Annotated in this window: 24 protein-coding genes; 15 read left to right on the plus strand and 9 right to left on the minus strand. The window is 72.6% G+C overall.

Annotation, left to right across the window (positions count from 1 at the left end; genetic code table 11):
* The 3 genes from ABT048_RS05885 (at nucleotide 1) to hutI (ending at nucleotide 3,781) form a co-directional block, all read left to right on the plus strand.
* The gene (locus tag ABT048_RS05885) at nucleotides 1–1,182 is read left to right on the plus strand and encodes an allantoate amidohydrolase (protein ID WP_350520100.1); all 1,182 of its coding nucleotides are present in this window, start codon (nucleotides 1–3) and stop codon (nucleotides 1,180–1,182) included.
* Complete coding sequence (locus ABT048_RS05890; protein ID WP_502893972.1) at nucleotides 1,179–2,531, plus strand: formimidoylglutamate deiminase; 1,353 nt, start codon at nucleotides 1,179–1,181, stop codon at nucleotides 2,529–2,531. The genes ABT048_RS05885 and ABT048_RS05890 overlap by 4 nt, the downstream gene beginning before the upstream one ends.
* 74 nt (nucleotides 2,532–2,605) lie before the next feature.
* Nucleotides 2,606–3,781 (plus strand): imidazolonepropionase, encoded by a 1,176-nt coding sequence (hutI, locus tag ABT048_RS05895; protein ID WP_350520044.1) that lies wholly within the window; start codon nucleotides 2,606–2,608, stop codon nucleotides 3,779–3,781.
* Nucleotides 3,782–4,087: 306 nt separating this feature from the next.
* Here hutI and ABT048_RS05900 read toward each other — a convergent pair whose 3' ends face one another.
* Nucleotides 4,088–5,608: a peptide MFS transporter gene (locus ABT048_RS05900; protein WP_350520045.1), complete on the minus strand. Its 1,521-nt coding sequence runs from the start codon at nucleotides 5,606–5,608 to the stop codon at nucleotides 4,088–4,090.
* A 329-nt stretch (nucleotides 5,609–5,937) separates the two neighbouring features.
* On the opposite strand from ABT048_RS05900, the gene ABT048_RS05905 reads away from it, so the two are divergent.
* On the plus strand, nucleotides 5,938–6,612 hold the full coding sequence (locus ABT048_RS05905; RefSeq protein ID WP_030058577.1) for a response regulator transcription factor: 675 nt from the start codon (nucleotides 5,938–5,940) through the stop codon (nucleotides 6,610–6,612).
* Nucleotides 6,613–6,675: 63 nt separating this feature from the next.
* Nucleotides 6,676–7,923 (plus strand): sensor histidine kinase, encoded by a 1,248-nt coding sequence (locus ABT048_RS05910; RefSeq protein ID WP_350520046.1) that lies wholly within the window; start codon nucleotides 6,676–6,678, stop codon nucleotides 7,921–7,923.
* Nucleotides 7,924–7,961: 38 nt separating this feature from the next.
* On the opposite strand, the gene ABT048_RS05915 is transcribed toward ABT048_RS05910, so the two are convergent.
* Together ABT048_RS05915 and ABT048_RS05920 are read right to left on the minus strand one after the other, a co-directional pair.
* Complete coding sequence (locus ABT048_RS05915) at nucleotides 7,962–8,657, minus strand: ester cyclase (RefSeq protein WP_350520047.1); 696 nt, start codon at nucleotides 8,655–8,657, stop codon at nucleotides 7,962–7,964.
* A 163-nt stretch (nucleotides 8,658–8,820) separates the two neighbouring features.
* A complete protein-coding gene (locus ABT048_RS05920; protein ID WP_350520048.1) occupies nucleotides 8,821–9,381 on the minus strand; it encodes a GtrA family protein in 561 nt (186 codons plus the stop codon).
* A 258-nt stretch (nucleotides 9,382–9,639) separates the two neighbouring features.
* On the opposite strand from ABT048_RS05920, the gene ABT048_RS05925 reads away from it, so the two are divergent.
* From ABT048_RS05925 to ABT048_RS05935, 3 genes are read left to right on the plus strand one after another with little or no spacing between them, the layout of a single operon-like run.
* Entirely contained in the window at nucleotides 9,640–10,779 is a 1,140-nt protein-coding gene (locus ABT048_RS05925; RefSeq protein WP_350520049.1) for a 5-(carboxyamino)imidazole ribonucleotide synthase, read from the plus strand.
* Nucleotides 10,776–11,300, plus strand: a complete 525-nt coding sequence (gene purE / locus ABT048_RS05930; RefSeq protein ID WP_350520050.1) for a 5-(carboxyamino)imidazole ribonucleotide mutase — start codon at nucleotides 10,776–10,778, stop codon at nucleotides 11,298–11,300. Before ABT048_RS05925 ends, purE begins: the two co-directional genes overlap by 4 nt.
* 32 nt (nucleotides 11,301–11,332) lie before the next feature.
* Nucleotides 11,333–12,547: a dipeptidase gene (locus ABT048_RS05935; RefSeq protein ID WP_350520051.1), complete on the plus strand. Its 1,215-nt coding sequence runs from the start codon at nucleotides 11,333–11,335 to the stop codon at nucleotides 12,545–12,547.
* 25 nt (nucleotides 12,548–12,572) lie between these two features.
* Here ABT048_RS05935 and ABT048_RS05940 read toward each other — a convergent pair whose 3' ends face one another.
* The 3 genes from ABT048_RS05940 to ABT048_RS05950 form a co-directional block, all read right to left on the minus strand.
* Nucleotides 12,573–12,986 carry a CoA-binding protein gene (locus tag ABT048_RS05940; RefSeq protein WP_350520052.1) on the minus strand — a complete coding sequence of 138 codons (414 nt, stop codon included), beginning with the start codon at nucleotides 12,984–12,986 and terminating at the stop codon, nucleotides 12,573–12,575.
* 64 nt (nucleotides 12,987–13,050) lie between these two features.
* A complete protein-coding gene (locus ABT048_RS05945) occupies nucleotides 13,051–13,515 on the minus strand; it encodes a hypothetical protein (protein WP_350520053.1) in 465 nt (154 codons plus the stop codon).
* Between the two features lie 144 nt (nucleotides 13,516–13,659).
* Complete coding sequence (locus ABT048_RS05950; protein ID WP_350520054.1) at nucleotides 13,660–14,997, minus strand: UDP-glucose dehydrogenase family protein; 1,338 nt, start codon at nucleotides 14,995–14,997, stop codon at nucleotides 13,660–13,662.
* A 258-nt stretch (nucleotides 14,998–15,255) separates the two neighbouring features.
* Here ABT048_RS05950 and ABT048_RS05955 point away from each other — a divergent pair, with 258 nt between their 5' ends.
* Together ABT048_RS05955 and ABT048_RS05960 are read left to right on the plus strand one after the other, a co-directional pair.
* The gene (locus ABT048_RS05955; RefSeq protein WP_350520055.1) at nucleotides 15,256–16,422 is read left to right on the plus strand and encodes an acyl-CoA dehydrogenase family protein; all 1,167 of its coding nucleotides are present in this window, start codon (nucleotides 15,256–15,258) and stop codon (nucleotides 16,420–16,422) included.
* 126 nt (nucleotides 16,423–16,548) lie between these two features.
* Nucleotides 16,549–17,085 (plus strand): GNAT family N-acetyltransferase, encoded by a 537-nt coding sequence (locus ABT048_RS05960; RefSeq protein ID WP_350520056.1) that lies wholly within the window; start codon nucleotides 16,549–16,551, stop codon nucleotides 17,083–17,085.
* Nucleotides 17,086–17,115: 30 nt separating this feature from the next.
* Here the strand turns inward: ABT048_RS05960 and ABT048_RS05965 are convergent, their stop codons facing one another.
* Entirely contained in the window at nucleotides 17,116–17,712 is a 597-nt protein-coding gene (locus ABT048_RS05965; RefSeq protein ID WP_350520057.1) for an NAD(P)H-dependent oxidoreductase, read from the minus strand.
* Between the two features lie 72 nt (nucleotides 17,713–17,784).
* Between ABT048_RS05965 and ABT048_RS05970 the strand changes: the two genes are divergently transcribed.
* Complete coding sequence (locus ABT048_RS05970; protein ID WP_350520058.1) at nucleotides 17,785–18,525, plus strand: class I SAM-dependent methyltransferase; 741 nt, start codon at nucleotides 17,785–17,787, stop codon at nucleotides 18,523–18,525.
* Here ABT048_RS05970 and ABT048_RS05975 read toward each other — a convergent pair.
* Complete coding sequence (locus ABT048_RS05975) at nucleotides 18,478–18,885, minus strand: MerR family transcriptional regulator (RefSeq protein WP_350520101.1); 408 nt, start codon at nucleotides 18,883–18,885, stop codon at nucleotides 18,478–18,480. The genes ABT048_RS05970 and ABT048_RS05975 overlap by 48 nt on opposite strands.
* A gap of 94 nt (nucleotides 18,886–18,979) precedes the next feature.
* On the opposite strand from ABT048_RS05975, the gene ABT048_RS05980 reads away from it, so the two are divergent.
* The 4 genes from ABT048_RS05980 to ABT048_RS05995 all read left to right on the plus strand — a co-directional run bounded on the left by ABT048_RS05980 (nucleotide 18,980) and on the right by ABT048_RS05995 (nucleotide 22,387).
* Nucleotides 18,980–20,089: an alkene reductase gene (locus tag ABT048_RS05980; protein ID WP_350520059.1), complete on the plus strand. Its 1,110-nt coding sequence runs from the start codon at nucleotides 18,980–18,982 to the stop codon at nucleotides 20,087–20,089.
* Between the two features lie 71 nt (nucleotides 20,090–20,160).
* Entirely contained in the window at nucleotides 20,161–20,655 is a 495-nt protein-coding gene (locus tag ABT048_RS05985) for a peptidylprolyl isomerase (protein ID WP_350520060.1), read from the plus strand.
* A gap of 160 nt (nucleotides 20,656–20,815) precedes the next feature.
* The gene (locus ABT048_RS05990; RefSeq protein WP_350520061.1) at nucleotides 20,816–21,607 is read left to right on the plus strand and encodes an arylamine N-acetyltransferase family protein; all 792 of its coding nucleotides are present in this window, start codon (nucleotides 20,816–20,818) and stop codon (nucleotides 21,605–21,607) included.
* Between the two features lie 180 nt (nucleotides 21,608–21,787).
* A complete protein-coding gene (locus ABT048_RS05995; protein WP_350520062.1) occupies nucleotides 21,788–22,387 on the plus strand; it encodes a hypothetical protein in 600 nt (199 codons plus the stop codon).
* Between the two features lie 156 nt (nucleotides 22,388–22,543).
* Here the strand turns inward: ABT048_RS05995 and ABT048_RS06000 are convergent, their stop codons facing one another.
* Nucleotides 22,544–23,896, minus strand: coding sequence for an LCP family protein (locus ABT048_RS06000; RefSeq protein ID WP_350520063.1), 1,353 nt, complete (start codon nucleotides 23,894–23,896; stop codon nucleotides 22,544–22,546).
* Between the last annotated feature and the right edge of the window lie 303 nt (nucleotides 23,897–24,199).

The following is a 24,199-nucleotide window of genomic DNA, read 5'->3' on the forward strand; positions in this document are numbered from 1 at the left end:
ATGTGGGCGGAGCTGCTCCCCGTGGGCCGCTCCGCCTCCACCGGCGGCTACCGCCGCTTCGCCTGGAACTCCGCCGACGCCGAGTGCCGCGCCTGGTTCGAGCAGCAGGCCCGCGACCGCGGTCTGGCGTACGAACTGGACCGCAACGGCAACCAGTGGGCCTGGCTGGGTGATCCGCAGGCCGGCGGCGCCGTCGTCACCGGTTCGCACCTGGACTCCGTCCCGGACGGCGGCGCCTTCGACGGCCCGCTCGGGGTGGTCTCCTCCTTCGCCGCGCTGGACGAACTCCGCGCCCGGGGAACGGAGTTCACCCGGCCGCTGGCGATCGTCAATTTCGGGGACGAGGAGGGCGCCCGGTTCGGCGTGGCCTGCATCGGCTCCCGGCTGACCGCCGGCGTGCTCTCCCAGGAGGCCGCGTACGAGCTGCGCGACGCCGCCGGCGTCCGGCTGCCCGACGCGATGGAGAAGGCCGGCTACGACCCGACCGGGATCGGTGCGGACGACGACCGGCTGGCCCGGATCGGCGCCTTCGTCGAACTCCACGTCGAGCAGGGCCGCTACCTCGCCGAGGGGCAGCCGGTCGGGGTGGCCGGCGCGATCTGGCCGCACGGCCGCTGGCGGTTCGACTTCCACGGCGAGGCCAACCACGCCGGCACCACGCGGATCGAGGACCGCCGCGACCCGATGCTGACCTACGCCAACACCGTGCTCGCCGCCCGCAAGAAGGCGAAGCTGGCGGGCGCGCTGGCCACCTTCGGCAAGGTCGCGGTCGAGCCCAACGGCACCAACGCGATCGCCTCGCTGGTGCGCGGCTGGCTGGACTCCCGGGCGGCCGACGAGCGCACCCTCACCGCGCTGGTCGCCGAGATCGAGCAGGCCGCCGCCGAGCGCGGCGAGCGCGACGGCGTCCGGGTCGAGCTGACCCGCGAGTCCTACACCCCGGTGGTGGACTTCGACGGGCCGCTGCGCGACCGGCTCGCCAAGCTGCTGGACGCCCCGGTGCTGCCCACCGGGGCGGGACACGACGCCGGGATCCTGGCGTCCGCGATCCCGACCGCCATGCTGTTCGTGCGCAACCCCAGCGGCGTCTCCCACTCCCCGGCCGAACACGCCGAGGTGGCCGACTGCCTGGCCGGGGTCACCGCCCTCGCCGACGTACTGGAGGACCTCGCGTGTCAGTGACCGCAGTGAGCTACTGGGCCCAGTACGCCTGGCTGCCGCACCCGAACGGGCCGGTGGTCGAGCGGGACGTGCTGATCGCCACCGGCCCCGACGGCCGGACCACCTCGGTGACGCCGGACAGCGGGCCCTGCCCGCCCGGCGCCGTCCGGCTCGAAGGGCTGCTGCTGCCCGGGCAGGCGAACGCCCACTCGCACGCCTTCCACCGGGCGCTGCGCGGGCACGTGCAGGTCGGCTCCGGCACCTTCTGGACCTGGCGCGACACCATGTACCGGTTCGCCGGCGCGCTCGACCCGGACGCCTACCTGGAGCTCGCCACCGCCGTCTACGCCGAGATGGCGCTGGCCGGGATCACCGCCGTCGGCGAGTTCCACTACCTGCACCACGCACCCGGCGGGGCCCGCTACACCGACCCGAACGCGATGGGCGAGGCGCTGATCGAGGCCGCCGCCCGGGCCGGCCTCCGGATCACCCTGCTGGACACCTGCTACCTGTCGGCCGGCTTCGGCGCCGAGCCCACCAAGCCGCAGCAGCGGTTCAGCGACGGCGACGCGCAGGCCTGGGCCGAGCGCGTGGACGCGCTCAAGCCCCGCGAGCACGCCCGGATCGGCGCCGCCATCCACTCGGTCCGGGCCGTCCCGGCCGAGCAGCTGGGCACCGTCGCACACTGGGCGGCGATGCGCAAGGCGCCGCTGCACGTCCACCTGTCCGAGCAGACCGCCGAGAACGACGCCTGCCTGACCGCGCACGGCGTCACCCCGACCCGGCTGCTCGCCGACCACGGCGCGCTCGGCCCGCGCACCTCGGTCGTGCACGCCACCCACCTCACCGACGAGGACGTCAAGCTCCTCACCGACTCCTCCACGACCGTCTGCATGTGCCCCACCACCGAGCGGGACCTCGCGGACGGCATCGGCCCGGCCCGCCGGCTCGCCTCGGCGGGCTGCCCGATCACCCTGGGCAGCGACAGCCACGCGGTCATCGACCCGTTCGAGGAGGCCCGCGCGCTGGAGCTGGACGAGCGGCTGCGCACCCGGACCCGCGGCCACTGGACGGCCAACGCGCTGCTGCGGGCCGGCACCGAGGACGGCCACGCCTCGCTGGGCTGGCCGGAGGCCGGCCGGGTCGAGGCCGGGGCGCTCGCCGACTTCACGGTGATCGCGCTGGACTCGGTCCGCACCGCGGGCCCGCCGCCCCGGCTCGGCGCCGAGATCGCGGTCTTCGCCGCCTCGGCGGCGGACGTGCGGCACGTGGTGGTCGGCGGCCGGCACGTCGTGCGGGACGGCGTGCACCAGCTGGTGGCCGACGTGCCCGGCGCGCTGCGGTCCGCCATCGGCGCGCTGGACTGCTGAACCCCCGTCGAACGCCCCGCCGAACCCCGTCCGCTGCTGGAACCCCAGTCCACCTCCCTCCGGAAGGCCTTGTCTTGAGCACCAGGACCACCTTGATCACGGGCATCGGCAGCCTGGTCACCAACGACCCCGGACAGGGCAGCGGGCCGCTCGGCCTGCTGGCCGACGCGGCCGTGGTGCTGGACGGCGCCACCGTCGCCTGGGTCGGCCCGGCGGCACAGGCCCCGGCCGCGGACGAGCGCTTCGACGCCGAGGGCCGGGCCCTGCTGCCCGGCTTCGTCGACTCGCACGCCCACCTGGTGTTCGCCGGCGACCGCACCGCCGAGTTCAACGCCCGGATGTCCGGGCAGGCGTACACGGCAGGCGGGATCCGCACCACCGTGGCGGCCACCCGCGCCGCGAGCGACGCCGAACTGGAGGCCAACCTCGACCGGTTCGTCCGGGAGGCGCTGCGCCAGGGCACCACCACCATCGAGTGCAAGTCCGGCTACGGGCTGACGGTGGCGGACGAGGCCCGGGCGCTGCGGATCGCCTCCCGGCACACCCCGGAGACCACCTACCTCGGCGCGCACGTGGTGGCGCCCGAGTACGCCGAGGACCCGGCCGGGTACGTCGACCTGGTCACCGGCGAGATGCTGGACGCCTGCGCCCCGCACGCCCGCTGGGTGGACGTGTTCTGCGAGAAGGGCGCCTTCGACGGCGACCAGGCGCGGGCGATCCTGACCGCCGGCATCGAGCGCGGCCTCACCCCCCGGGTCCACGCCAACCAGCTCTCGTACGGGCCCGGCGTGCAGCTCGCCGTCGAGCTGGGGGCCGCCTCGGCGGACCACTGCACCCACCTGACGGACGAGGACGTGGCGGCGCTGGCCGGCTCGGGGACGGTCGCGACCCTGCTGCCGGGGGCGGAGTTCTCCACCCGGGCCGAGTACCCGAGCGGGCGCCGGCTGCTGGACGCGGGGGCGGTCGTGGCGCTGTCCACCGACTGCAACCCGGGCTCCAGCTTCACGAGCTCGATGGCGTTCTGCATCGCGGTGGCGGTGCGGGAGATGGGGATGACGCCGGACGAGGCGGTCCGGGCGGCCACCGTGGGCGGCGCCCAGGCGCTGCGGCGCACCGACGTCGGCGTGGTCGCGCCCGGCGCCCGCGCCGACCTGCTGCTGCTCGACGCACCCTCGCACGTCCACCTGGCCTACCGGCCGGGCGTGCCGCTGACGGCCGCGGTCTGGCGAGCGGGCGTCCGCGAGGTCTGACCGACGGTCTGCGGGAGGCCCCCGCGCCCCCGGGGTGGCGGGCGCGGGGGCCTCCTGTCGTTCCCGGGCCCCCGCCGTTCGCGGGGGCCTTTCGTCGTTCCTGGGCCCCGCCGTTCGCGGGGGCCCGTTCCTCTCCTCCGAGGTCTGTTCGCGGCCCGCTGTTCTCCGGTCCCCGCCGCCCTACCGGGTGCCGTGGGCCCGCCGCCGTACCGGGCGCCGTGCACCGTGGGCGGAAAACGACCGGGGCCGCCGTGGATCTCAGGAATCCACGGCGGCCCCGGAAGCGGTGGGCCGGTCAGGCGGGCGTCAGTGGACGCCGCCCATGAGCGCCTGGACGCGCTTGCGGCCCATGTAGACCGCGACGCCGGCCAGGGTCGCGAGCGCTGCCTGCAGCGCGATGATCCCGGTGCCGTCCAGGTTGACGCCGGCCAGCGAGAGCAGGCTGGTGGTGCAGTCACCGGCGGTGACGGCGAGGAACCAGACGCCCATCATCTGGGAGGCGTACTTCTGCGGCGCCATCTTGGTGGTGACCGAGAGGCCGACCGGGGAGAGGCACAGCTCGCCGATGGTCTGGATCATGTAGATCGAGACGAGCCACATCGGGGAGACCTTGCCGTCGCCCGCCATGTTCATCGGGACGATGAAGATGAAGAACGAGGCACCGATCAGGACCAGGCCCATCGCGAACTTCACGATGGTGTTGGGCTCCTTGTTCCGGCGGGACAGCCACAGCCACAGCCAGGCGAAGACCGGCGCGAGCGCCATCACGAACAGCGGGTTCAGCGACTGGTACCAGGTGGCCGAGAAGCCGAAGCCGAGCAGGGTGTCCGCGGTGTTCTTGTCGGCGAACAGGGAGAGCGTCGAGCCGCCCTGGTCGTAGATCATCCAGAAGATGGCGGCCGCGGCGAAGAACCAGATGTACGCGGACATCTTGGACTGCTCGCCGGTGCTCAGGTCCTTGTCGCGCTTTATGCGGGTCAGGACGACGACCGGGATGAGCAGACCGGCGATGGTCAGCGGCACCAGGGCCCAGTTCAGCGTGTAGACGCCCAGGGCGACGACGGCGCCGTAGAAGACGGCGATCGCGAGGACGGTCGCACCGGCCTTCAGCAGCAGGCTCTTGCGCTCGGCGGGCATGAGCGGGTTCGGGACCAGGCTGCTCTTGGGGCTCAGGTGGCGGGTGCCCAGCAGGAACTGCAGCAGGCCGAGGCCCATGCCGACGGCGGCCAGGGCGAAGCCCAGGTGCCAGTTGTACTCCTTGCCGACCGTTCCGATGATGAACGGGGCGGCGAAGGCACCGAGGTTGATGCTCATGTAGAAGACGGTGAAGCCACCGTCGCGGCGCGGGTCCTCGGGGCCGTTGTACAGGTGGCCGACCATCGTGGAGATGTTGGCCTTCAGCAGCCCGGAGCCGACCGCGACCAGGAGCAGGCCGGCGAAGAACGCCGCCTGGCCCGGGACGGCCAGCGCGAGGTGGCCGGCCATGATCACGAAACCGGCGACGGTGACGGTCTTGCGGGCACCCCAGACCCGGTCGCCGAACCAGCCGCCGGGGTAGGCCATGAGGTAGACCATGGAGACGTAGACGGAGTAGATCGCCGTCGCCATCGTCGCCTTCATGGCGAGGCCGCCGCCCTGGCTGCCGGCTGCCGCGTCGGCACCGCCGGAGACCAGGTAGTAGATGAGCAGGGCGCGCATGCCGTAGTAGGAGAAGCGCTCCCACATCTCGGTCATGAACAGCGTGGCGAGGCCTCGGGGGTGCCCGAGGAAGGTCTTGCCGCTGGGGGAGGTCGACGCGAGGTCGGCAACCCGGGTGGTAGACGCCATGTGTAGTGGTTCCTTGCCTGACAGCGTCCGCCTAGGGGGGTGGCGGCGGACGTGGACGAAACCACTCTACGTGGCGATATTTGGCTCTATCAGATGACAAAAGGCATGGATTAGGTATGCCGATGGCAAAGGGATCAACGGATCTTCCCGATCGATCCATGGTAGATGGGGTTCCCTCCCTTCGGATTCAAGATCGAGAAGGGGAATCTGCACTGAACCGGCGGACTGCAACGCCCTGTTGAGATCACTTGAATGCTTGTATAACGATCACGCTCTGTGAACTACCTCACAGGGCGTCCGGGCATACCCCGGCGGACTACCATCACCACATGACCTGTGTGCTGCTCGCCGAGGACGATCCGGCGATCTCCGAACCGCTCGCCCGGGCCCTGCGACGCGAGGGCTATGAGGTGCTCGTCCGCGAGGACGGTCCGACCGCACTGGCCGCCGGCCTCACCGAGGAGGTCGACCTCGTCGTCCTCGACCTCGGGCTGCCCGAGATGGACGGCCTTGAGGTCTGCCGCCGACTGCGCGCCGACGGCAAGAGCTGCCCCGTCCTGGTGCTCACCGCCCGCGCCGACGAGGTGGACACCGTGGTCGGCCTGGACGCCGGCGCCGACGACTACGTCACCAAGCCCTTCCGCCTGGCCGAACTGCTGGCCCGCGTCCGGGCGCTGCTCCGGCGCGGCAACGTCGACCAGCTCACCACCGGCGCGCACGGGGTGAAGATCGACATCGAGTCGCACCGCGCCTGGCTCGGCGACGAGGAGCTCACCCTCTCCGCCAAGGAGTTCGAGCTGCTGCGCGTCCTGGTCCGGGACGCCGGCCGGGTGGTCACCCGCGAGGAGATCATGCGGCAGGTCTGGGACACCACCTGGTGGACCTCGACCAAGACCCTGGACATGCACATCTCCTGGCTCCGCAAGAAGCTCGGCGACGATGCGGCGAACCCCCGCTACATCGCCACCGTGCGCGGGGTGGGGTTCCGGTTCGAGAAGAATTAGCCCCGTACGGAGACCAGGACCGGGCCACGGCCGGTGAAGCGGAACACCTCGGGGAGCGGCAGCGTGAAACGCCGGATGATCAACTCGCTGCTGGGCGTCGTCCTGGTGGTGGTCGTGGTGTTCTGCGTGCCGCTCGCCCTGGTGGAGAAGCGCACCATCGTCAACTCGGCCCAGGACCGGGTCGACGCCGCCGCCGTCCGGGTGCTCGCCCTGGTCGAGAGCCGGATCGCGGCGGGCGAGTCGGTCACCAACGAGCGGGCCTTCGAGAGCCAGGTCACCGAGGGCAGCTACGTCGAGGTGCAGGTCCCCGGCCAGCCGGTCCTCTCGGCCGGTCAGCGCCCGGCCGGCGACCACCTGCTGAAGGCCGTCGAGCGCGGCAACAGCGGCGAGACCGTCACCGTCGAGCAGTCCCGCGCGGACGTCGACCACGAGATCGCCAACAACCTGCTGCTGCTCGGCGTGGTCGCCCTGCTGGCCGTCCAGGCCGCCGTGGCGCTCGCGGTCTGGCAGGCCAAGCGGCTCGCCCGGCCGCTCACCGACCTCGCCGAGACCGCCGAACGGCTCGGCTCCGGTGACCCGCGCCCGCGCGACCGCCGCTACGGGGTGCCCGAACTCGACCGGGTCGCCGAGGTGCTGGACACCAGCGCCGAGCGGATCGCCCGGATGCTCACCGCCGAGCGCCGGCTCGCCGCCGACGCCTCGCACCAGCTGCGCACCCCGCTCACCGCGCTCTCCATGCGGCTGGAGGAGATCATCGCCCTCGCCGAGGACCCGGAGACGGTCAAGGAGGAGGCGACCATCGCCCTCCAGCAGGTCGAGCGGCTCACCGACGTCGTCCAGCGGCTGCTCACCACCCAGCGCGACCCGCGCAGCCCCACCGCCGTCGCCTTCGACCTGGACGAGGTCATCAAGCAGCAGGTGGAGGAGTGGGGGCCGTCGCTCCGCGAGACCGGCCGGGTGCTGTCCCTGGAGGGCCTGCACGGGGTCACCGCGGTCGGCACCCCGGGCACGGTCGCCCAGGTGCTGGCCACCCTGATCGAGAACTCGCTGATGCACGGCGCCGGGACGATCACCCTGCGGGTCCGGCCGTCCGGCACCTCGGTGGTGGTCGAGGTGCAGGACCAGGGCGCCGGGGTGCCGCCGGACCTCGGCAACCGGGTGTTCGAGCGCGCGGTCAGCGGCCGCAACTCCACCGGCATCGGCCTCGCCGTCGCCCGCGACCTCGCGGAGGCGGACGGCGGGCGGCTCGAACTGCTCTCGCTGAAGCCCCCGGTGTTCGCGCTCTTCCTCGGGCGCAGCCAGGAGGACTGACGGGCCACGGGCCCGTCCTCCGGCCCGTGCCGACGGGGTCAGGCGCCGGGGAGCACGCCGAGCTGGCGCATCAGGCCCATGACGTCCCACTGCCACCAGCCCTCGCAGATCTTCCCGTCCTTGAAGCGGAAGGTGGTCGTGCCGCGGCCGACCACCGACTTGCCGGTGTTCGGCACGCCCATGAAGTCGGCCTTCTGGGTGGCGTGCCAGGTCCACCGGGTGGCCACCTCGTCGCCCTCGGCGATCTGGCCCTCGGTGTCGAAGCGGAAGTCGAAGGCGCCCAGGTAGCCGCTGCAGCGCTCCCGGAACGCGGCCGGGCCGACGGCGTCGCTCTCGCTGCCGTAGTCGTGGTCGCGGTAGTCGGCGGTCATGCACTCGTCGATGACGTCGAGGTTGCCGCGGGACAGCTCCTCCAGGACCCGGCTCGCGGTGGCCTTGTCGAACCCGAGATCGCGGGTCACGTCGAGGTCGGTGAAGGTCGGCGGCATGTCGCAGAGCGCCACCATCTCGCGGAAGATCCGGTCGGTCTCGGGCAGGCGGGAGTTCTTCATCGCCTCGTCGTAGGAGGGGAACTCCACGATCTCCACCACGTGCCTGGTGTCGGAACGGTCGGTGCCCACCACCGCGTGCGAGGCGGTCCGCTTGCCCCTGGTCGCCTCGACCCAGCGGTCCATCAGCCGGTTGAGGTCGTCGAGCCTGTCGGTCTTGCAGTCGATGATCTGGACGAACGTCATGGCGAGCCTCCTGGACCCCCCTCGGCCGTGATCGTTCGCCGACCGCGCTCGCCTTCGGTAACCACTCTCCTCCGGCGGTGGCGGGGGCGGCAAGCCCGGAAAACGGCGAGCCCCGGCGGCCGGTTCGGCCTGCCGGGGCTGCGGTGGTACGCGGGGGAGGGGGCTACTCGGCCTTCGCGTAGCGGATCTGCTCGGTGGCGAGCATCAGCTCGGCCTGGGCGGCCAGGTCCTGGCCGTCGGCGGCGCCCACCGGCTGCTGGGCCGGCAGCTCGACCGGCGCCGGGTCGGCCTTGAACACCCAGGTCCGGTACGAGACGAAGCGGAACACGGTGGCCACCGCGAGGCCGATCACCTTGGCGCCCAGCTGCTCGTAGTGCGAGTCCAGCTTCAGCACGTACACCGAGAAGCCGAGCACGCCGGTCTCGATCAGCATGCCGATGCCGCTGTAGACGAGGAAGAGGGTGATCTCCCGCTTGCGGGAGGCGGCGTCGCGGTCCCGGTACAGCCAGTAGCGGTAGCCCAGGTAGTTGGTCGCGATCGCGATCACCGTCGCCGCGATGTTCGACCGCACCGAGGCCAGGCCCAGGCCGTTGATGCAGACCCAGAAGACGGCGAAGTTGACCACCACGCCGCTCAGGCCGACGATGCCGAACTTCACGACTTCGCCCTGGAGCCCGCGCAGTTTCTGCGCGAGCGAGGAGTTCGAAGCTGCGGTCGTCGCCATACCGGACTGCCTCCATGTGCCTGCGGGTCGAAAGGGCTGATCGCAGCGGCGCGGTCGCCCCTTGAGCCCTGCGTGCACGCACATGATCGGACCGCGTAGACCAGGACCTGGCCGTCCAGGCTACCCGCTTCCACCGGACGGCTCAGACGCGAGGGGGCCGACTTGACATCTACGCGCGTCCGCTCCCCGAGGCCCACTGGCGGCTCCACCACCCCCCACCGGCCCGGATATCCTGGCGGAGTGACTTCCCCGGGCAATGTGAATTTTCCAGTGGTGGGCATGATCGGCGGCGGGCAGCTGGCCCGCATGGCACACCAGGCGGGCATCCCGCTCGGGGTCAGGTTCAAACTCCTCGCCGACACGCCCCAGGACTCCGCCGCACAGGTGGTCTCCGACGTCGTCCTCGGTGACTACCGCGACCTCGACACCCTGCGGCGCTTCGCCGCCGGCTGCGACGTGATCACCTTCGACCACGAGCACGTCCCCACCGAGCACCTGCGGGCCCTGGAGGCCGACGGCATCGCCGTCCGCCCCGGCCCGGAGGCGCTCGTCAACGCCCAGGACAAGGGCGTGATGCGGGCCAAGCTGGACTCCATCGGGGTGCCCTGTCCCCGGCACCGGATCGTCGCCGACCCGGCCGACGTCACCGCGTTCGCCGAGGAGGGCTCCGGCTACCCGGTCGTCCTGAAGACCGTCCGCGGCGGCTACGACGGCAAGGGCGTCTGGGTCGTCGACGACGAGCAGGAGGCCCAGGCCCCGTTCCTGGCCGGCGTCCCCGTGCTGGCCGAGGAGAAGGTCGACTTCGTCCGCGAGCTGGCCGCCAGCGTCGTCCGCTCGCCCAGCGGCCAGGCCGTCGCCTACCCGGTCGTGGAGAGCGTCCAGGAGAACGGCGTCTGCGCCGAGGTCACCGCCCCGGCGCCCGACCTCGACCCGGCGCTGTCCGACGAGGCCCAGCAGCTCGCCCTGCGGATCGCCGGCGAGCTCGGCATCACCGGCCACCTCGCCGTCGAGCTGTTCCAGACCCGCGACGGCCGGATCCTGGTCAACGAGCTGGCCATGCGCCCGCACAACTCCGGGCACTGGACCCAGGACGGCGCCGTCACCTCGCAGTTCGAGAACCACCTGCGGGCCGTCCTCGACCTCCCGCTCGGCGACCCCCGGCCGCGCGCCAAGTGGACCGTCATGGTCAACGTCCTCGGCGGCGACTACCCGGACATGTACCACGCCTTCCTGCACTGCATGGCCCGCGACCCCGGGCTGCGGATCCACATGTACGGGAAGGACGTGAAGCCCGGCCGCAAGGTCGGTCACGTCAACGTCTTCGGGGACGACCTCGAAGACGTCCGCGAGCGCGCCCGCCACGCGGCCGCCTACCTGCGAGGAACGATCACCGAATGACCTCTCCAGTCGTTGGCATCGTCATGGGCTCGGACTCCGACTGGCCCGTCATGGAGGCCGCCGCCCAGGCCCTGGACGAGTTCGAGATCCCGTACGAGGTGGACGTCGTCTCCGCCCACCGGATGCCGCGCGAGATGGTCGCGTACGGCGAGAACGCCCACAAGCGCGGACTCAAGGCGATCATCGCGGGCGCCGGCGGCGCGGCCCACCTGCCGGGCATGCTGGCCTCCGTCACCCCGCTGCCGGTCATCGGCGTTCCGGTGCCGCTGCGCTACCTGGACGGCATGGACAGCCTGCTGTCGATCGTCCAGATGCCCGCCGGTGTCCCGGTGGCGACCGTCTCGGTGGCCGGCGCGCGCAACGCGGGCCTGCTCGCAGTGCGGATGCTCGCCGCCTTCGACACCGAACTCGCCGAGAAGATGACCGACTTCCAGGCCGAGCTGAACAGCCAGGCCACCGAGAAGGGCAAGAAGCTCCGGGCCAAGGTGGCCGGTTCCGGCTCCTTCGGCTTCGGCAAGTAATCCCGCTGGTGGGGTGGGGTAGAACAGGCCGTATGACTTCTCCGACGGACTCCCCCGCCCCGCTGGACCGCGCCCGCGCCCTGCTGCGCACCACCCCCGTGGTGGACGGCCACAACGACCTCCCGTGGGCGATGCGCGAGCAGGCCGGGTACGACCTCCGCGCGCTCGACCTCGCCGCCGACCAGAGCGACCGCCTGCACACCGACCTCGCCCGCCTCGCGGAGGGCGGGGTCGGCGCGCAGTTCTGGTCCGTCTACGTCCCCGCCTCGCTGGCCGGCGACCACGCGGTGAGCGCCACCCTGGAGCAGGTCGACTTCGTCCACGCCCTGGTCGAGCGCTACCCCGACCGGCTCCGCCTCGCCCGTACCGCCGCCGACATGGAGGCCGCCCGCGCGGAGGGCCGGATCGCCTCCCTGATGGGCGCCGAGGGCGGCCACTCCATCGACTGCTCGCTCGCCACCCTGCGCGCCCTGTACGAGCTGGGCGTGCGCTACCTGACGCTCACCCACAACGACAACGTGCCGTGGGCCGACTCCGCGACCGACGAGCCGGTCGCCGGCGGGCTGACCCGCTTCGGCGAGGAGGTCGTCCGGGAGATGAACCGGCTCGGCATGCTGGTCGACCTCTCGCACGTCTCCGCCGACACCATGCGGGACGCCCTGCGGGTCACCGAGGCGCCGGTGGTCTTCTCGCACTCCTCCGCCCGCGCGGTCTGCGACCACCCGCGCAACATCCCGGACGACGTGCTCGCCCAGCTGCCCGCCAACGGCGGCGTGGCGATGGCCACCTTCGTGCCCAAGTTCATCCTGCCCGCCGCCATCGAGTGGACCCTCGCCGCCGACGCGAACATGAGCGCCCACGGCTTCCACCCGCTGGACACCACCCCGCCGGCCATGGAGCGCCAGCGTGCCTTCGAGGCCGAGCACCCGCGCCCGATCGCCACCCCCGCCACCGTCGCCGACCACCTCGACCACATGCGCGAGGTCGCCGGCATCGACCACATCGGCATCGGCGGCGACTTCGACGGCACCGCCTTCCTGCCGGACGGCCTGGACTCGGTGGCCGGCTACCCCAACCTGGTCGCCGAACTCCTGCGCCGGCACTGGTCGGAGGCCGACCTGGCCAAGCTCACCTGGCACAACGCCGTCCGCGTGCTGCGCGACGCCGAGTCCGTCGCCGCCACGCTGCGGGCGAGCCGCCGGCCGTCCATCGCGACCATCGCGCAGCTGGACGGCGAGCGCTCCTGAACCGCTGAACCCCTGGTCCGGACTGCTAGTCCAGCAGGGGGATCTCGATGGCCGGGCACTTGTCCATCACCATCGCCAGCCCGGCCCCCCGGGTGCGCGCGTACGCGGCCTCGTCCACCACGCCCAGCTGGAACCAGACCGCCTTCGCCCCGACCGCGACGGCCTCGTCGGCCACCTCGCCGGCCAGTGCGCTGTTCACGAACACGTCCACCACGTCGACCGGGAACGGGATCTCGGCGAGCGAGGCGTAGCCCTGCTCGCCGAGGACCGTCTCGGCCTTCGGGTGCACCGGCACGACGCGCTTGCCGTAGCGCTGCAGGACCCGGGCCACCCCGTACGCGGCCCTGGCCGTGTTGGTGGAGAGGCCGACCACGGCCCAGGTGTCTCCGGTGTCGGTGAGGATCTCGCGGACCGTCGCGTCGTCGCCGTAGCTCGTCATGCCGGTACCAACGACGGTCGGGGGTGCGGGATTCCGGTCCGGGCTCGGCGGGATTCCGGCCGGCTCAGGTGTCGAAGGCGTGGAGCTTGACGCGGGCGGTGCCGTCGGCCTCGTAGGTGGCGTCCAGGTGGACGAACATGGCCTGTCCGTCGGGGCGGGAGGCGTCGGCGTTCCCGAAGCTCAGGCCGGAGGCGTTGTCGGTGCCGGGCCGGACCCGCGGGAAGGCGGCGGTCAGCCGCTGGGCCAGTTCGTCCCGGGGCATCCGGAACTCCACGGTGTAGCCGCGGTCCTGCCAGCCTCCGTCGTCCGTGCAGACGGCCCCGGTGGCCTGGGCGGGCATCGAGCCGCCCGCGAACTCCATCGCCTCCGAGCAGCCGACCGCGTGGGGCTTGCCGCCCTCGGTCATCAGGAGTGCGCAGAAGCCGAGGAAGGCGAGCGGCGCGATCAGGACGACCCCCAGGAAGGCGAGCGACAGCCAGGTGACCCACCTGTGCCGTCCGGTGTGCCGCTCGACGCGTTCGGCGTGCATGAAGAACCCCCCGGTCTCCCCGTACCGGCGCGACCGCCGGTGCACCCGGATCCTCGCACATGACTTGAACGCGTTCAAATCATCGCTTCGGGGCAAACGGAAGCGCCCGCCCCCGGGGTCGGGGACGGGCGCCGGAAGCGGGGATCAGCTGGGGCGGCCCAGGGCGCGGTAGGTCCAGCCGGCGGCGCGCCAGGCGTCGGCGTCCAGGACGTTGCGGCCGTCGAGGAGGCGGCGCTCGGCGACCACCGCGCCCAGCTCGGCCGGGTCCAGCTCGCGGAACTCGGCCCACTCGGTGAGGTGGAGGACGACGTGGGCGCCCTCGGCGGCCTCCAGGGCGGAGTTGGCGTACGCGAGCGAGGGGAACATCTTGCGGGCGTTGTCCACGGCCTTCGGGTCGTAGACGGTGACCTGGGCGCCCTGGAGCTGGATCTGGGCGGCCACGTTCAGGGCGGGGGAGTCCCGGATGTCGTCCGAGTTGGGCTTGAAGGCCGCACCGAGGACGGCGACCCGGCGGCCCAGGAAGCCGCCGCCGCACTGCTCGCGGGCCAGCTCGACCATCCGGGAGCGGCGCCGCATGTTGATCGAGTCGACCTCGCGCAGGAAGGTCAGCGCCTGGTCGGCGCCGAGCTCGCCGGCCCGGGCCATGAACGCGCGGATGTCCTTGGGCAGGCAGCCGCCGCCGAAGCCGAGGCCGGAGTTGAGGAACTTGCGGCCGATCCGCTCGTCGTGGCCGAGTGCCGTGGAGAGCAGGGTGACGTCCGCACCGGCCGCCTCGCAGACCTCGGCCATCGCGTTGATGAAGGAGATCTTGGTGGCCAGGAAGGAGTTGGCGGCGGCCTTGACCAGCTCGGCGGTCGCGTAGTCGGTGACCAGGAACGGCACCCCGGCCGCGATCGGCTCGGCGTACACCTCGCGCAGCAGCCGCTCGGCCCGCTCGCTCTGGGCGCCGACCACGATGCGGTCCGGCCGCAGGGTGTCCTGGACGGCGAAGCCCTCGCGCAGGAACTCCGGGTTCCAGGCGAGCTCGGCGCCCTCGCCGACCGGCGCCAGGGCGGCCAGTCGCTCGGCCAGCCGGGCCGCCGAGCCGACCGGCACGGTGGACTTGCCGACCACCAGCGCGGGGCGGGTCAGGTGCGGCGCCAGCTCGTCGATCACGGTGTCCACGTACGACATGTCGGCGGCGAACTCGCCCTTGCGCTGCGGGGTGTTGACGCAGACGAAGTGCACGTCGGCGAACTCGGCGACCTCCTCGACGGAGGTGGTGAAGCGCAGTCGCCCGGTCGAACCCTCGTGCCCGGCCACGTGCTTGAGCAGCAGCTCGGACAGGCCCGGCTCGTACATCGGGACGCGGCCGGCGGTGAGCATGGCGATCTTGTCCGGGTCGATGTCCAGACCCAGCACCTCGAAGCCGAACTCGGCCATGGCGGCGGCATGCGTGGCGCCGAGGTAGCCGGTGCCGATCACGGAGATGCGGAGGGTCACGGGTTCTCCCTGGAGGCGGACTCGACCGGTCAGGATGCGGATCCGACCGGTACGGATGCCCCTGATGCTATCCGTCCGGTCCGGGCGTGCAGGGGCCGCCCGCACGCCCGGGGCGCTAGGCAGCCGCAGGTCGGAGCCCTAGGATCTCTACTGAACGGTAGTTAACCCCGGATTCGACGTCGATCGGACCGGATCGAGCGGACCGGATCCGACTTCGGTCACTGGACTTCGGTCACTGGACGACGAGGCAGGCATCACATGGCGGGCAGCGCAGGGGCGGCTGACTTCGATCTCTTCCGTGTCTCCGAGGAGCACGAGATGCTCCGTGAGGCGGTGCGTTCGCTGGCTGAGGCGAAGATCGCTCCGTTCGCGGCGGAGGTGGACGAGCAGGGGCGGTTCCCGCAGGAGGCGTTGGACGCGTTGCAGGGCAATGACCTGCATGCGGTGCACGTGCCGGAGGAGTTCGGTGGTGCGGGGGCGGACGCGCTGGCGACGGTGATCGTGATCGAGGAGGTCGCGCGGGTGTGTGCGTCCTCGTCGTTGATCCCGGCGGTGAACAAGCTGGGGTCGTTGCCGGTGCAGCTGTCGGGTTCGCAGGAGCTGAAGGCGAAGTACCTGGGGGCGCTGGCGCGGGGTGAGGGGATGTTCTCGTACTGCCTGTCGGAGCCGGAGGCGGGTTCGGATGCGGCGGGGATGAAGACCCGGGCGGTGCGGGACGGGGACTTCTGGGTGCTGAACGGTGTGAAGCGCTGGATCACCAATGCGGGTGTGTCGGAGTTCTACACGGTGATGGCGGTGACGGATCCGGAGCTGCGCTCGAAGGGGATCTCGGCGTTCGTGGTGGAGAAGGGCGACGAGGGTGTGTCGTTCGGTGCTCCGGAGAAGAAGCTGGGGATCAAGGGGTCGCCGACGCGTGAGGTGTACTTCGACAACGTGCGGATTCCGGCGGACCGGATGATCGGTGCGGAGGGTACGGGTTTCGCGACGGCGATGAAGACGCTGGACCACACGCGGGTGACGATCGCGGCGCAGGCGGTCGGGATCGCGCAGGGGGCGTTGGACTACGCGAAGGGGTACGTGAAGGAGCGCCGGCAGTTCGGGAAGGCGATCGCGGAGTTCCAGGGTGTGCAGTTCATGCTGGCGGACATGGCGATGAAGCTGGAGGCGGCGCGGCAGCTGACGTACGCGGCGGCGGCGAAGTCGCAGCGCGGGGACGGTGATCTGACGTTCTTCGGTGCGGCGGCGAAGTGCTACGCGTCGGACGCGGCGATGGAGATCACGACGGATGCGGTGCAGTTGCTGGGCGGGTACGGGTACACCCGTGACTACCCGGTGGAGCGGATGATGCGGGACGCGAAGATCACGCAGATCTACGAGGGCACCAACCAGGTCCAGCGCATCGTCATGGCCCGCAACCTCCCGTAAGGCGGCCACGGGCCCCGTCCGGCCCGGGCACCCACGGCCCCCGACCGCCCGTCCGCGGTCGGGGGCAGCCGCGGCCGGAGGTAATCCGGGCGACGGCGGGCAGCTCCGCTCCCTAGGCTGCCCGCCATGTCCTCAGCACCTTCCGTGTCCGCCCCGCCCGCCTCCGCCACGGCCTCCGGTTCCGCCACGGCCTCCGCGCCGTCCACCCTCAGCCTGGCCGCCGTCACCCCCGCGAACATCGACGCCGCCCTCGCCCTGCGGGTGCGCCCCGACCAGGAGGGCCTGGTCGCGCCGGTGGTGAAGTCGCTGGCCGAGGCGTACGCGTACGGGGAGACCGCGTGGCCGCGGCTGATCCTGGACGACGGGAAGCCGGTCGGCTTCGTGATGGCCTTCTTCGACATCCGCTTCCACCCGGAGCAGCCCGACGACCACCCGCGCTCCGGCCTGTGGCGCCTGCTGGTCGACGCCGACGCGCAGCGCGGGGGCTACGGCCGCTTCGCCGTCGAGCAGGTCTGCGCCGAGATCCGCCGCCGCGGCGGCACCCGGGCCACCGTCACCTACGTGCCCGGCCCCCACGGCCCGGCGGAGTTCTACGCCCGCCTCGGCTTCCGCCCGACCGGCGAGCTGAGCGGCGACCAGACGGTGGCCGAGCTGGAGCTCTGAGGCCTCCCGGGGCCCGTCCCCGGGAGCCGGTCAGTCGAGCAGTGCCGCCGCCTGCGCCCGCGCCCGCCGCAGCCATTCGGCGCGGTCGGCGGCGGTCGAGTCGGTGACGGTGCGGAACACCGTCCGCCGGACGTGGGTGACGCCGACGTACGGCAGCACGCAGGCCGCCCAGATCCGCTCCAGCGGGTCGCCGAACTCGCTGCGCTCGCGGTCCTCGGGCGTGTCCGAGGTGTTGAGCACCAGGGCCCGCCCGGCCCGCAGCAGCCCGGCCGGTTCGCCGTCCGCCGTGCCCAGCTTGTAGGCGACGCCGGGGGCCAGCACCCGCTGCACCCAGCCGGCCAGGACGGCGGGCGGCATGCCCCACCAGTTGGGGTGGACCAGCACGAGCGCGTCCAGGGTGGCCACCTCGGCGCGGTGCAGGGCGAGGCCGGCATCGGCGGACGGGTCCGCCGCGTCCACCGTGCCGGTCTCCTCGGCGGTCAGCAGCGGCGCGAAGCCCTCCGCGTAGAGGTCGTGCGCCCGTACCTCGCAGCCGCGCCCCCGCAGTTCGTCGACCACGGCCTCGTACAGGGCGTGGTTGAAACTGCCGGGGCGCGGGTGCGCCAGGTAGACCCCGATCGTGCTCATCGTCCGTTCCCCTCCCGCTGGTTGACGAAAGGTGATGCTACGTTCCGAGGGCGGCGGGTAGGGTGCCGGGCCATGACCGAGCCGGACTTCCTCGCCACGACCAGGGCGTTCTACGACACCATCGCCGCCGACTACGCCGACCGCTTCAGCCGAGCGATGGACACCAGGCCGACGGACCGCGCCGTGCTGGCGCTCTTCGCCGACCTGGTCCGCGCCGAGCGTCCGGACCCCAGGACGGCCGAACTCGGCTGCGGCCCGGGCTACGTGACGAGCCACCTGCACGGGCTGGGCCTGGACGTGCGCGGGATCGACCTCTCGCCCCGGATGGTCGAGCTGGCCCGGGCCGCCTACCCGGAGGTTCCGTTCGAGGTCGGCTCGCTGTTCGAACTGCCGTTCCGGGACGGCGAGTTGACCGGCGCGGTGGCCTGGTACTCGATCATCCACACCCCGGGGGAGCGCCTCCCCGAGGTGTTCGCCGAGTTCGCCCGGGTGCTCGCCCCCGGCGGCCGACTGCTGCTCGCCTTCCAGGTCGGCGAGGAGCCCCTGCGCCTGGAGCGGCCCTTCGGCCACCCGGTGTCACTGGACTTCCGCCGCCTGCGGCCGGAGCGCGTCGAGGAGCTGGTCCGCGGGGCCGGCCTGGTGATGACCTCCCGTACGGTCCGCGAGCCGGACGGCGAGGAGAGCACCCCGCAGGCCTACCTGCTGGCCCGCAAGCCCGCAGCCGCCCGCCCGCCAGCCGTCCGTCGGCGGCCCGGCCGGGCCGTCCTAGGCGGCCTCGGGCGCGGACGGCTGCGCGGGCCGGGCCGGCTGTGACGGCGCCCCGGAGGCGGTCACGATCACCTCGTCCAGCACCTCGCGCGAGCGCAGCAGGTCGTTGATCGTCCGGTCGATCCGCTCCCGCTCCGCGGTGAGCTCCTCGACCAGCAGCGGGGTGGCGATCTCGCTCGGGCTGCCGTCGGAGTCCCGCATGCAGGGGAGGATCTTGTAGATGGTCCGGCTGTGCAGCCCGGCCGCGAACAGCTCCTGGATGTGCACCACGCGGTCGACGGCGGCCTCCGGGTACTCCCGGTGGCCGCCGTCGGTGCGGCGGGCCACCAGCAGGCCCTGCTGCTCGTAGTAGCGCAGCGAGCGCTCGCTGACGCCCGTCCGCCGGGCCAGTTCGCCGATCCGCATGCCGTCCACCCCGTCGTCCGATCCGAGCCCCGAAAGGGCTTCGCCCCGTAGGGACTTGAACCTGACACCGATGTTAGCTTCTACGGTCTCCGGCATGACGACGAACACTGGAACCGCCGGTCTCTTCGAGCCCGCAGACCTGGGCCCGCTCCGCCTCCCCAACCGCCTGGTGATGGCACCGATGACGCGCACCCGGGCCGGCGCCGACGGTGTTCCGCAGCCGATCATGGCCGAGTACTACGCGCAGCGCGCCGGCGCCGGGCTGATCATCGCCGAGGCCGCCACCCCGAACCGGGTCGGCCGGACGTACGCCGGCACCCCCGCCGTCCACGCCCCCGAGCACGTGGCCGGCTGGCGCACCGTGACCGGGGCCGTCGCCGCGGCCGGCGGCCGGATGTTCCTGCAGCTCCAGCACGGCGGGCGGATCGGCCACCCGGAGAACAGCGGGCTGCACCCGGTGGCGCCCTCGCCGGTGGCCTTCCCCGAGACCGTCCACACGCCGAGCGGGCACCGGGAGGCCGTCGTCCCCAGGGAGCTCACCGGGGCGGAGATCCGGCAGACCGTGGCCGACTTCGCGGCCGCCGCCCGCAACGCCGTCGAGGCGGGCTTCGCCGGGGTCGAGGTGCACGGCGCCAACGGCTACCTGCTGCACCAGTTCCTCGCCCGGAACACCAACCGGCGCACCGACGCGTACGGCGGCCCGGTGGCGAACCGGATCCGCTTCGTGGTCGAGGTGGTCCGGGCGGTCGCGGCGGAGATCGGCCCCGAGCGGGTCGGCCTGCGGGTCTCGCCCGGCTTCACCGGCCAGGGCATGGACGAGGGGGACACCGCCGAGATCTACCGCGCGCTGGTCGGCGAGCTCGCCGACGACGGCCTCGCCTACCTGCACGTGGTCTTCGCGGACCCGGAGGACGCCGTCTTCCAGGAGCTCCGCAAGACCTGGCCGGGCACCCTGATCGCCAACCCGGTGCTCGGCTGGGGCGGGCCGCTGCCCGAGGACGGCGGCAGGGCCGCCGCCGAGCGGCTGCTGGCGGCGGGGGCGGACCTGATCTCCTTCGGCCGCGGCTTCCTCGCCAACCCCGACCTGGTCGAGCGCCTGCGCACCGGCGCCCCGCTCAATCCGCTCCGCGACGGGCTGATGTACGGCGGGGGAGTCGAGGGGTACACCGACTACCCCGCGCTGAGCGGCCGGCAGACCGGATAACACGGCGCCTCCGGCCTGCGCGCTCCCGGGGGTACCGAGCGGGAGCGGACCGCTCGTGCCATGATCCCTGCATGAGTTCCAACGTTTTCTTCGACATCACCATCAACGACGAGCCGGCCGGCCGCATCGTCTTCAAGCTGTTCGACGAGGTCGTCCCGAAGACGGCCCAGAACTTCCGCGAGCTGGCCACCGGCCAGAACGGCTTCGGCTACGAGGGCTCCGGCTTCCACCGCGTGATCCCGGCCTTCATGCTGCAGGGCGGTGACTTCACCAACCACAACGGCACCGGCGGCAAGAGCATCTACGGCGAGAAGTTCGCGGACGAGAACTTCCAGCTCAAGCACGACCGCCCGGGCCTGCTGTCGATGGCCAACGCCGGCCGCAACACCAACGGCTCGCAGTTCTTCATCACCACCATCGTGACCGACTGGCTGGACGGCAAGCACGTCGTCTTCGGCGAGGTCGTCGAGGGCATGGACCTGGTGAAGAAGATCGAGTCGCTCGGCTCGCAGAGCGGCCGTACCTCGGCCGTTATCAAGATCGCCAAGTCCGGCGTGGTCGAGTAATCACCGCCGTCTGAGGCACGCGTACCGCCCCGGAGTGGGAAGTCGGATCCGCCGACTTCCCACTCCGGGGCGGTGGCGTTTCCCGCCGACCGCCCACGAACGAGGGTCCTAGGCCCAAGGACCGATGGCCCGGCGCCCCCGGCCCGGCTGGAATGGGCGGATGGACGACGACAAGGCGTACGAGGGCCTGACATCCGCCGCACGGGCGGCCTACCTGGCGCGGATCGGAGTGCCGGACCCCGGGGAGCCGTCGGCGCAGGCGCTGGCGCGGCTGCAGGAGGCCCACCTGCGGGCCGTCCCGTTCGAGAACCTGAGCCTCCACCTCGGCGAGACCGTGGTGCTCGACCCGGCGGCCCTGGTGGCGAAGGTGGTGGATCGGCGGCGCGGCGGGTTCTGCTACGAACTGAACGGCGCCTTCGCCGAGTTGCTGCGCTCCCTGGGCTACCGGGTGAGCCTGCTGTCGGGCCGGGTCTTCGACGGGGAGCGCCTCGGCCCGCCGTTCGACCACCTCGCGCTGCGGGTCGACCTGGACGAGCCCTGGCTGGTCGACGTCGGCTTCGGCCGGTTCAGCCGCCTCCCGCTGCGCCTGGACGGGCGTGCCCCGCAGCCCGACCCGCACGGCACGTTCACCGTGGTCCCGTACGGCGCCCACGGCGAGCTGGACGTCCGGTTGGACGGCGCCCCGCAGTACCGCCTCGACCCGCGCCCGTACCCGCTCGCCGACTTCGGTCCGACCTGCTGGTGGCAGAGCACCTCGCCGGACTCGCACTTCACCCGCTCGACCACCTGCTCCGTGCTCACCGAGGACGGCGGCCGGACGACGCTCAGCGGCACCCGGCTCATCCGCTCCGCCGCCGACGGCACCCGCACCGAGCGGCAGCTCACCGGGGCGGAGGCGCTGAGTGCCTACCGCGAGCACTTCGGCATCACGCTCGACCGACTGCCCGGCTGAGGTCGGGTCGCCGCCGGGTCGGGGCCGGCCGGGTCGCGGGAGGGGCAGGGTAGCCCGGGCGGGCGGCCGCCGGGCCGGAACCGCCCAATCGTCCCGACCCGCGCCGACGCCGCCCTACGCTCTCCTCGGACGTGGGCCGAGCCGCGGCCGAACCCGACTTCCCGGCAAGGTGGTTCAGCGATGATCGAGCAGGGCGCCGACGACGGCGAGGTGACCTACGAGCAGGTGACGGTGGTCTCCCTGGCCTCCTGCGAGCCGGCTTCCCGCGAGCCGGCCGCGGGGGAGCCGACCGGCCCGGCGCGGTTCGCGGTCCGGGTGGTCCGCGAGGGCATGACCGTCAAGCGGGTGGCGGGCTACTGGGTGCGCTGGGACGAGCGCCGGGGCGACGAGCTCCGCCACCACGCCCGCTGGGTCGCCGACGAGGAGTACGTCCGGCCGGGCACCGGCAGCCTGGACGGCACGCTGGCCGTGACGGTCGCCGCCTACTGGACGGACGGGGCGCGGGTCTTCACCCGGCGTCCCAGCACCGAGACCGCGGTGATCTTCCGGCCCGGCGAGACCGAGCACGAACTGGTGCTGGAGCAGGCCGCGCCGCACCGCCCGGCCGCCCTGTCGGTGCAGCTCGCGCACGCCCGCTGGCTGGGCGGCGCCGGGCAGCCGATCCACTGCGGCTACTCGGGTGCCACCGAGGACGCGGGCGGCGAGGGGGAGTGGCTGGTCCGCTTCCCGGAGTGCGGCACCGGCCTGCTGCCGTACGCCGGTCAGGCCGAGGCGGGCTGACCCGGCGGGGGTCGGGGAGGGTCGGCCGGACGCCGCCCCCGGAGGGCCCCCTGGGCGGCCCCGTCCCGTGGAAACGCCGCCGTCCCGTGGAAACGCCGCCGCCTCCCGGACCGGGCGGTCGGGGAGGCGGCGTCGACGGTGAAGCGGGGCGAGCGCCTACTTGACGTCCGGCACCGCGGTGTCGTTCTTGAAGGCGTCGAAGACCTGCTTGGACTTGTTGGCGTCCCACAGCACCGCGGACTCGCCGGTCTTGGTCCGGAAGTCCGCGTTGCCGATCGGCACGGTGATCGTCTTGCCGCTGCCGCCGTTGACGTCCTTCATGGCGAGGAAGAGCGAGCCGAGGTCGGTCAGCCCGCAGTCGTCGTCCACGATCAGGGTGCCGAGCGCCGAGTCGACCAGCGGGTAGAAGGTGAACGGGTCGAGCAGGTTGCCCGGGGAGGCGGCCTGGTGGGCGAGGGCGCCGAGGAACTTCTGCTGGTTGCGCATCCGGCCGAGGTCCTGGTCGGCCATCTGGTGGCGCTGGCGGACGAAGGCCAGGGCCTGCTTGCCGGTGAGGGTCTGGTCGCCGGCCTGGAGGTCGAGCCCGGAGTCCTTGTCCTTGACGGGCTGGTCGATCTTCATCTCGACGCCGCCGATCGAGTCGACGATCCCGACGAAACCGGCGAAGCCGATCTCGGCGTAGTGGTCGATGCGGATGCCGGTGTTCTGCTCGACGGTCTGGACGAGCAGGCGTCCGCCGCCGGCGCCGAAGGCCGAGTTGATCTTCGCGGTGGTGCCCTTGACCGGCTTGCCGTTGCTGCCCGCGTGCTCGGGGATCGGCACCCAGGAGTCACGCGGGATGCTCATCAGGGTGTTCCCGTTGTCCCCGACGTGCAGGATCATCATCGAGTCGCTGCGCTTGCCCTCGTCGTGGCCGGTGTGCAGGTCGTCCTGCTCGCCCTCGGTGAGGCCCTGGCGGCTGTCCGAACCGACGATCAGCCAGTTGGTGCCCTTGCCCGCGGCCGGGCGGCCCGGGTAGTCGGCGAGCACGTTCTCGTGGTTGAGCTTGGAGTCCGCCCAGAACCAGGTGGAGACGGCGGTCACCATGACGGCGATCAGCAGGCCGAAGACCGTCCACTTGACGATCCGGCGCCGCGGCCAGCGCGTGGCCTGCGCACCGGCCGGCCGGGCGCCGGCGGGGCCGGCCGGACCGCCGGGGCCACCAGGGCCGCCGGGGCCGCCCGGACCACCCGGTCGCCCGGGGCCGGTCGGAGCACCGGGGTGGCTGCCCGGAGCGCCGGGGTGGCCGGCCGGAGCACCGGGGTGGACGCCCGGAGCGCCGGACCCCTGCTGCGGAACACCACCGAGCCGGGACGGCCCCGGCTGCCCCGCGGGCCGCGGCGCGGACGCCCCCGGCCCGCGCGGGTTCAGCGAGGCCGGAAGCGGCGGCTCGGCCGCCGCGCCGCCTCCGCCGTTGCCGCCGTACGGGTTCCCGCCGCCCCCCGGGCGGCCTTCCTGCCACGTGTTCATGCCGTTGAGGATGCCCGACCCCGGTCGGACTGACTCCCCCCGGGGGGGCCCACCGGGCCTCTTGTAGCAGTTTTGATGCACGTACCGGATCGTTCCGCCGTAACGTCCGGGCACCCCGCGGTCCAGCGGCTGAAACGATTCTTGACCGGCTCGAACAGGCCGTGCTTGCATGCCAGGCATGGATCAGCCTGCACTCACGCGTCGGCGGCACGTCGACCTTCGGCGTGGTGTGGCCTGTTCGCTCTGTCGCGGCTGACGCGCGCCCGTCGAGACCCGCACGTCCCCCGACGTGCCGCCCCGGCA

Origin of the sequence: Kitasatospora sp. NPDC096140 (assembly GCF_040303045.1) — a bacterium.
GTDB lineage: Bacteria > Actinomycetota > Actinomycetes > Streptomycetales > Streptomycetaceae > Kitasatospora.

Bases quoted from the DNA above. Each gene is read 5' to 3' on its own strand.
- ABT048_RS05885 (WP_350520100.1), top strand. From the start codon at position 1: ATGTGGGCGGAGCTGCTCCCCGTGGGCCGCTCCGCCTCCACCGGCGGC.
- ABT048_RS05960 (WP_350520056.1), top strand. From the start codon at position 16,549: ATGTCCTCAGCACCTTCCGTGTCCGCCCCGCCCGCCTCCGCCACGGCC.
- ABT048_RS05940 (WP_350520052.1), bottom strand. From the start codon at position 12,986: ATGACGAGCTACGGCGACGACGCGACGGTCCGCGAGATCCTCACCGAC.
- ABT048_RS05995 (WP_350520062.1), top strand. From the start codon at position 21,788: ATGATCGAGCAGGGCGCCGACGACGGCGAGGTGACCTACGAGCAGGTG.
- ABT048_RS05965 (WP_350520057.1), bottom strand. From the start codon at position 17,712: ATGAGCACGATCGGGGTCTACCTGGCGCACCCGCGCCCCGGCAGTTTC.
- ABT048_RS05945 (WP_350520053.1), bottom strand. From the start codon at position 13,515: ATGCACGCCGAACGCGTCGAGCGGCACACCGGACGGCACAGGTGGGTC.
- ABT048_RS05955 (WP_350520055.1), top strand. From the start codon at position 15,256: ATGGCGGGCAGCGCAGGGGCGGCTGACTTCGATCTCTTCCGTGTCTCC.
- ABT048_RS05980 (WP_350520059.1), top strand. From the start codon at position 18,980: ATGACGACGAACACTGGAACCGCCGGTCTCTTCGAGCCCGCAGACCTG.
- ABT048_RS05970 (WP_350520058.1), top strand. From the start codon at position 17,785: ATGACCGAGCCGGACTTCCTCGCCACGACCAGGGCGTTCTACGACACC.
- ABT048_RS06000 (WP_350520063.1), bottom strand. From the start codon at position 23,896: ATGAACACGTGGCAGGAAGGCCGCCCGGGGGGCGGCGGGAACCCGTAC.
- ABT048_RS05900 (WP_350520045.1), bottom strand. From the start codon at position 5,608: ATGGCGTCTACCACCCGGGTTGCCGACCTCGCGTCGACCTCCCCCAGC.
- ABT048_RS05920 (WP_350520048.1), bottom strand. From the start codon at position 9,381: ATGGCGACGACCGCAGCTTCGAACTCCTCGCTCGCGCAGAAACTGCGC.
- ABT048_RS05935 (WP_350520051.1), top strand. From the start codon at position 11,333: ATGACTTCTCCGACGGACTCCCCCGCCCCGCTGGACCGCGCCCGCGCC.
- purE (WP_350520050.1), top strand. From the start codon at position 10,776: ATGACCTCTCCAGTCGTTGGCATCGTCATGGGCTCGGACTCCGACTGG.
- ABT048_RS05915 (WP_350520047.1), bottom strand. From the start codon at position 8,657: ATGACGTTCGTCCAGATCATCGACTGCAAGACCGACAGGCTCGACGAC.
- ABT048_RS05975 (WP_350520101.1), bottom strand. From the start codon at position 18,885: ATGCGGATCGGCGAACTGGCCCGGCGGACGGGCGTCAGCGAGCGCTCG.
- ABT048_RS05990 (WP_350520061.1), top strand. From the start codon at position 20,816: ATGGACGACGACAAGGCGTACGAGGGCCTGACATCCGCCGCACGGGCG.
- ABT048_RS05985 (WP_350520060.1), top strand. From the start codon at position 20,161: ATGAGTTCCAACGTTTTCTTCGACATCACCATCAACGACGAGCCGGCC.
- ABT048_RS05905 (WP_030058577.1), top strand. From the start codon at position 5,938: ATGACCTGTGTGCTGCTCGCCGAGGACGATCCGGCGATCTCCGAACCG.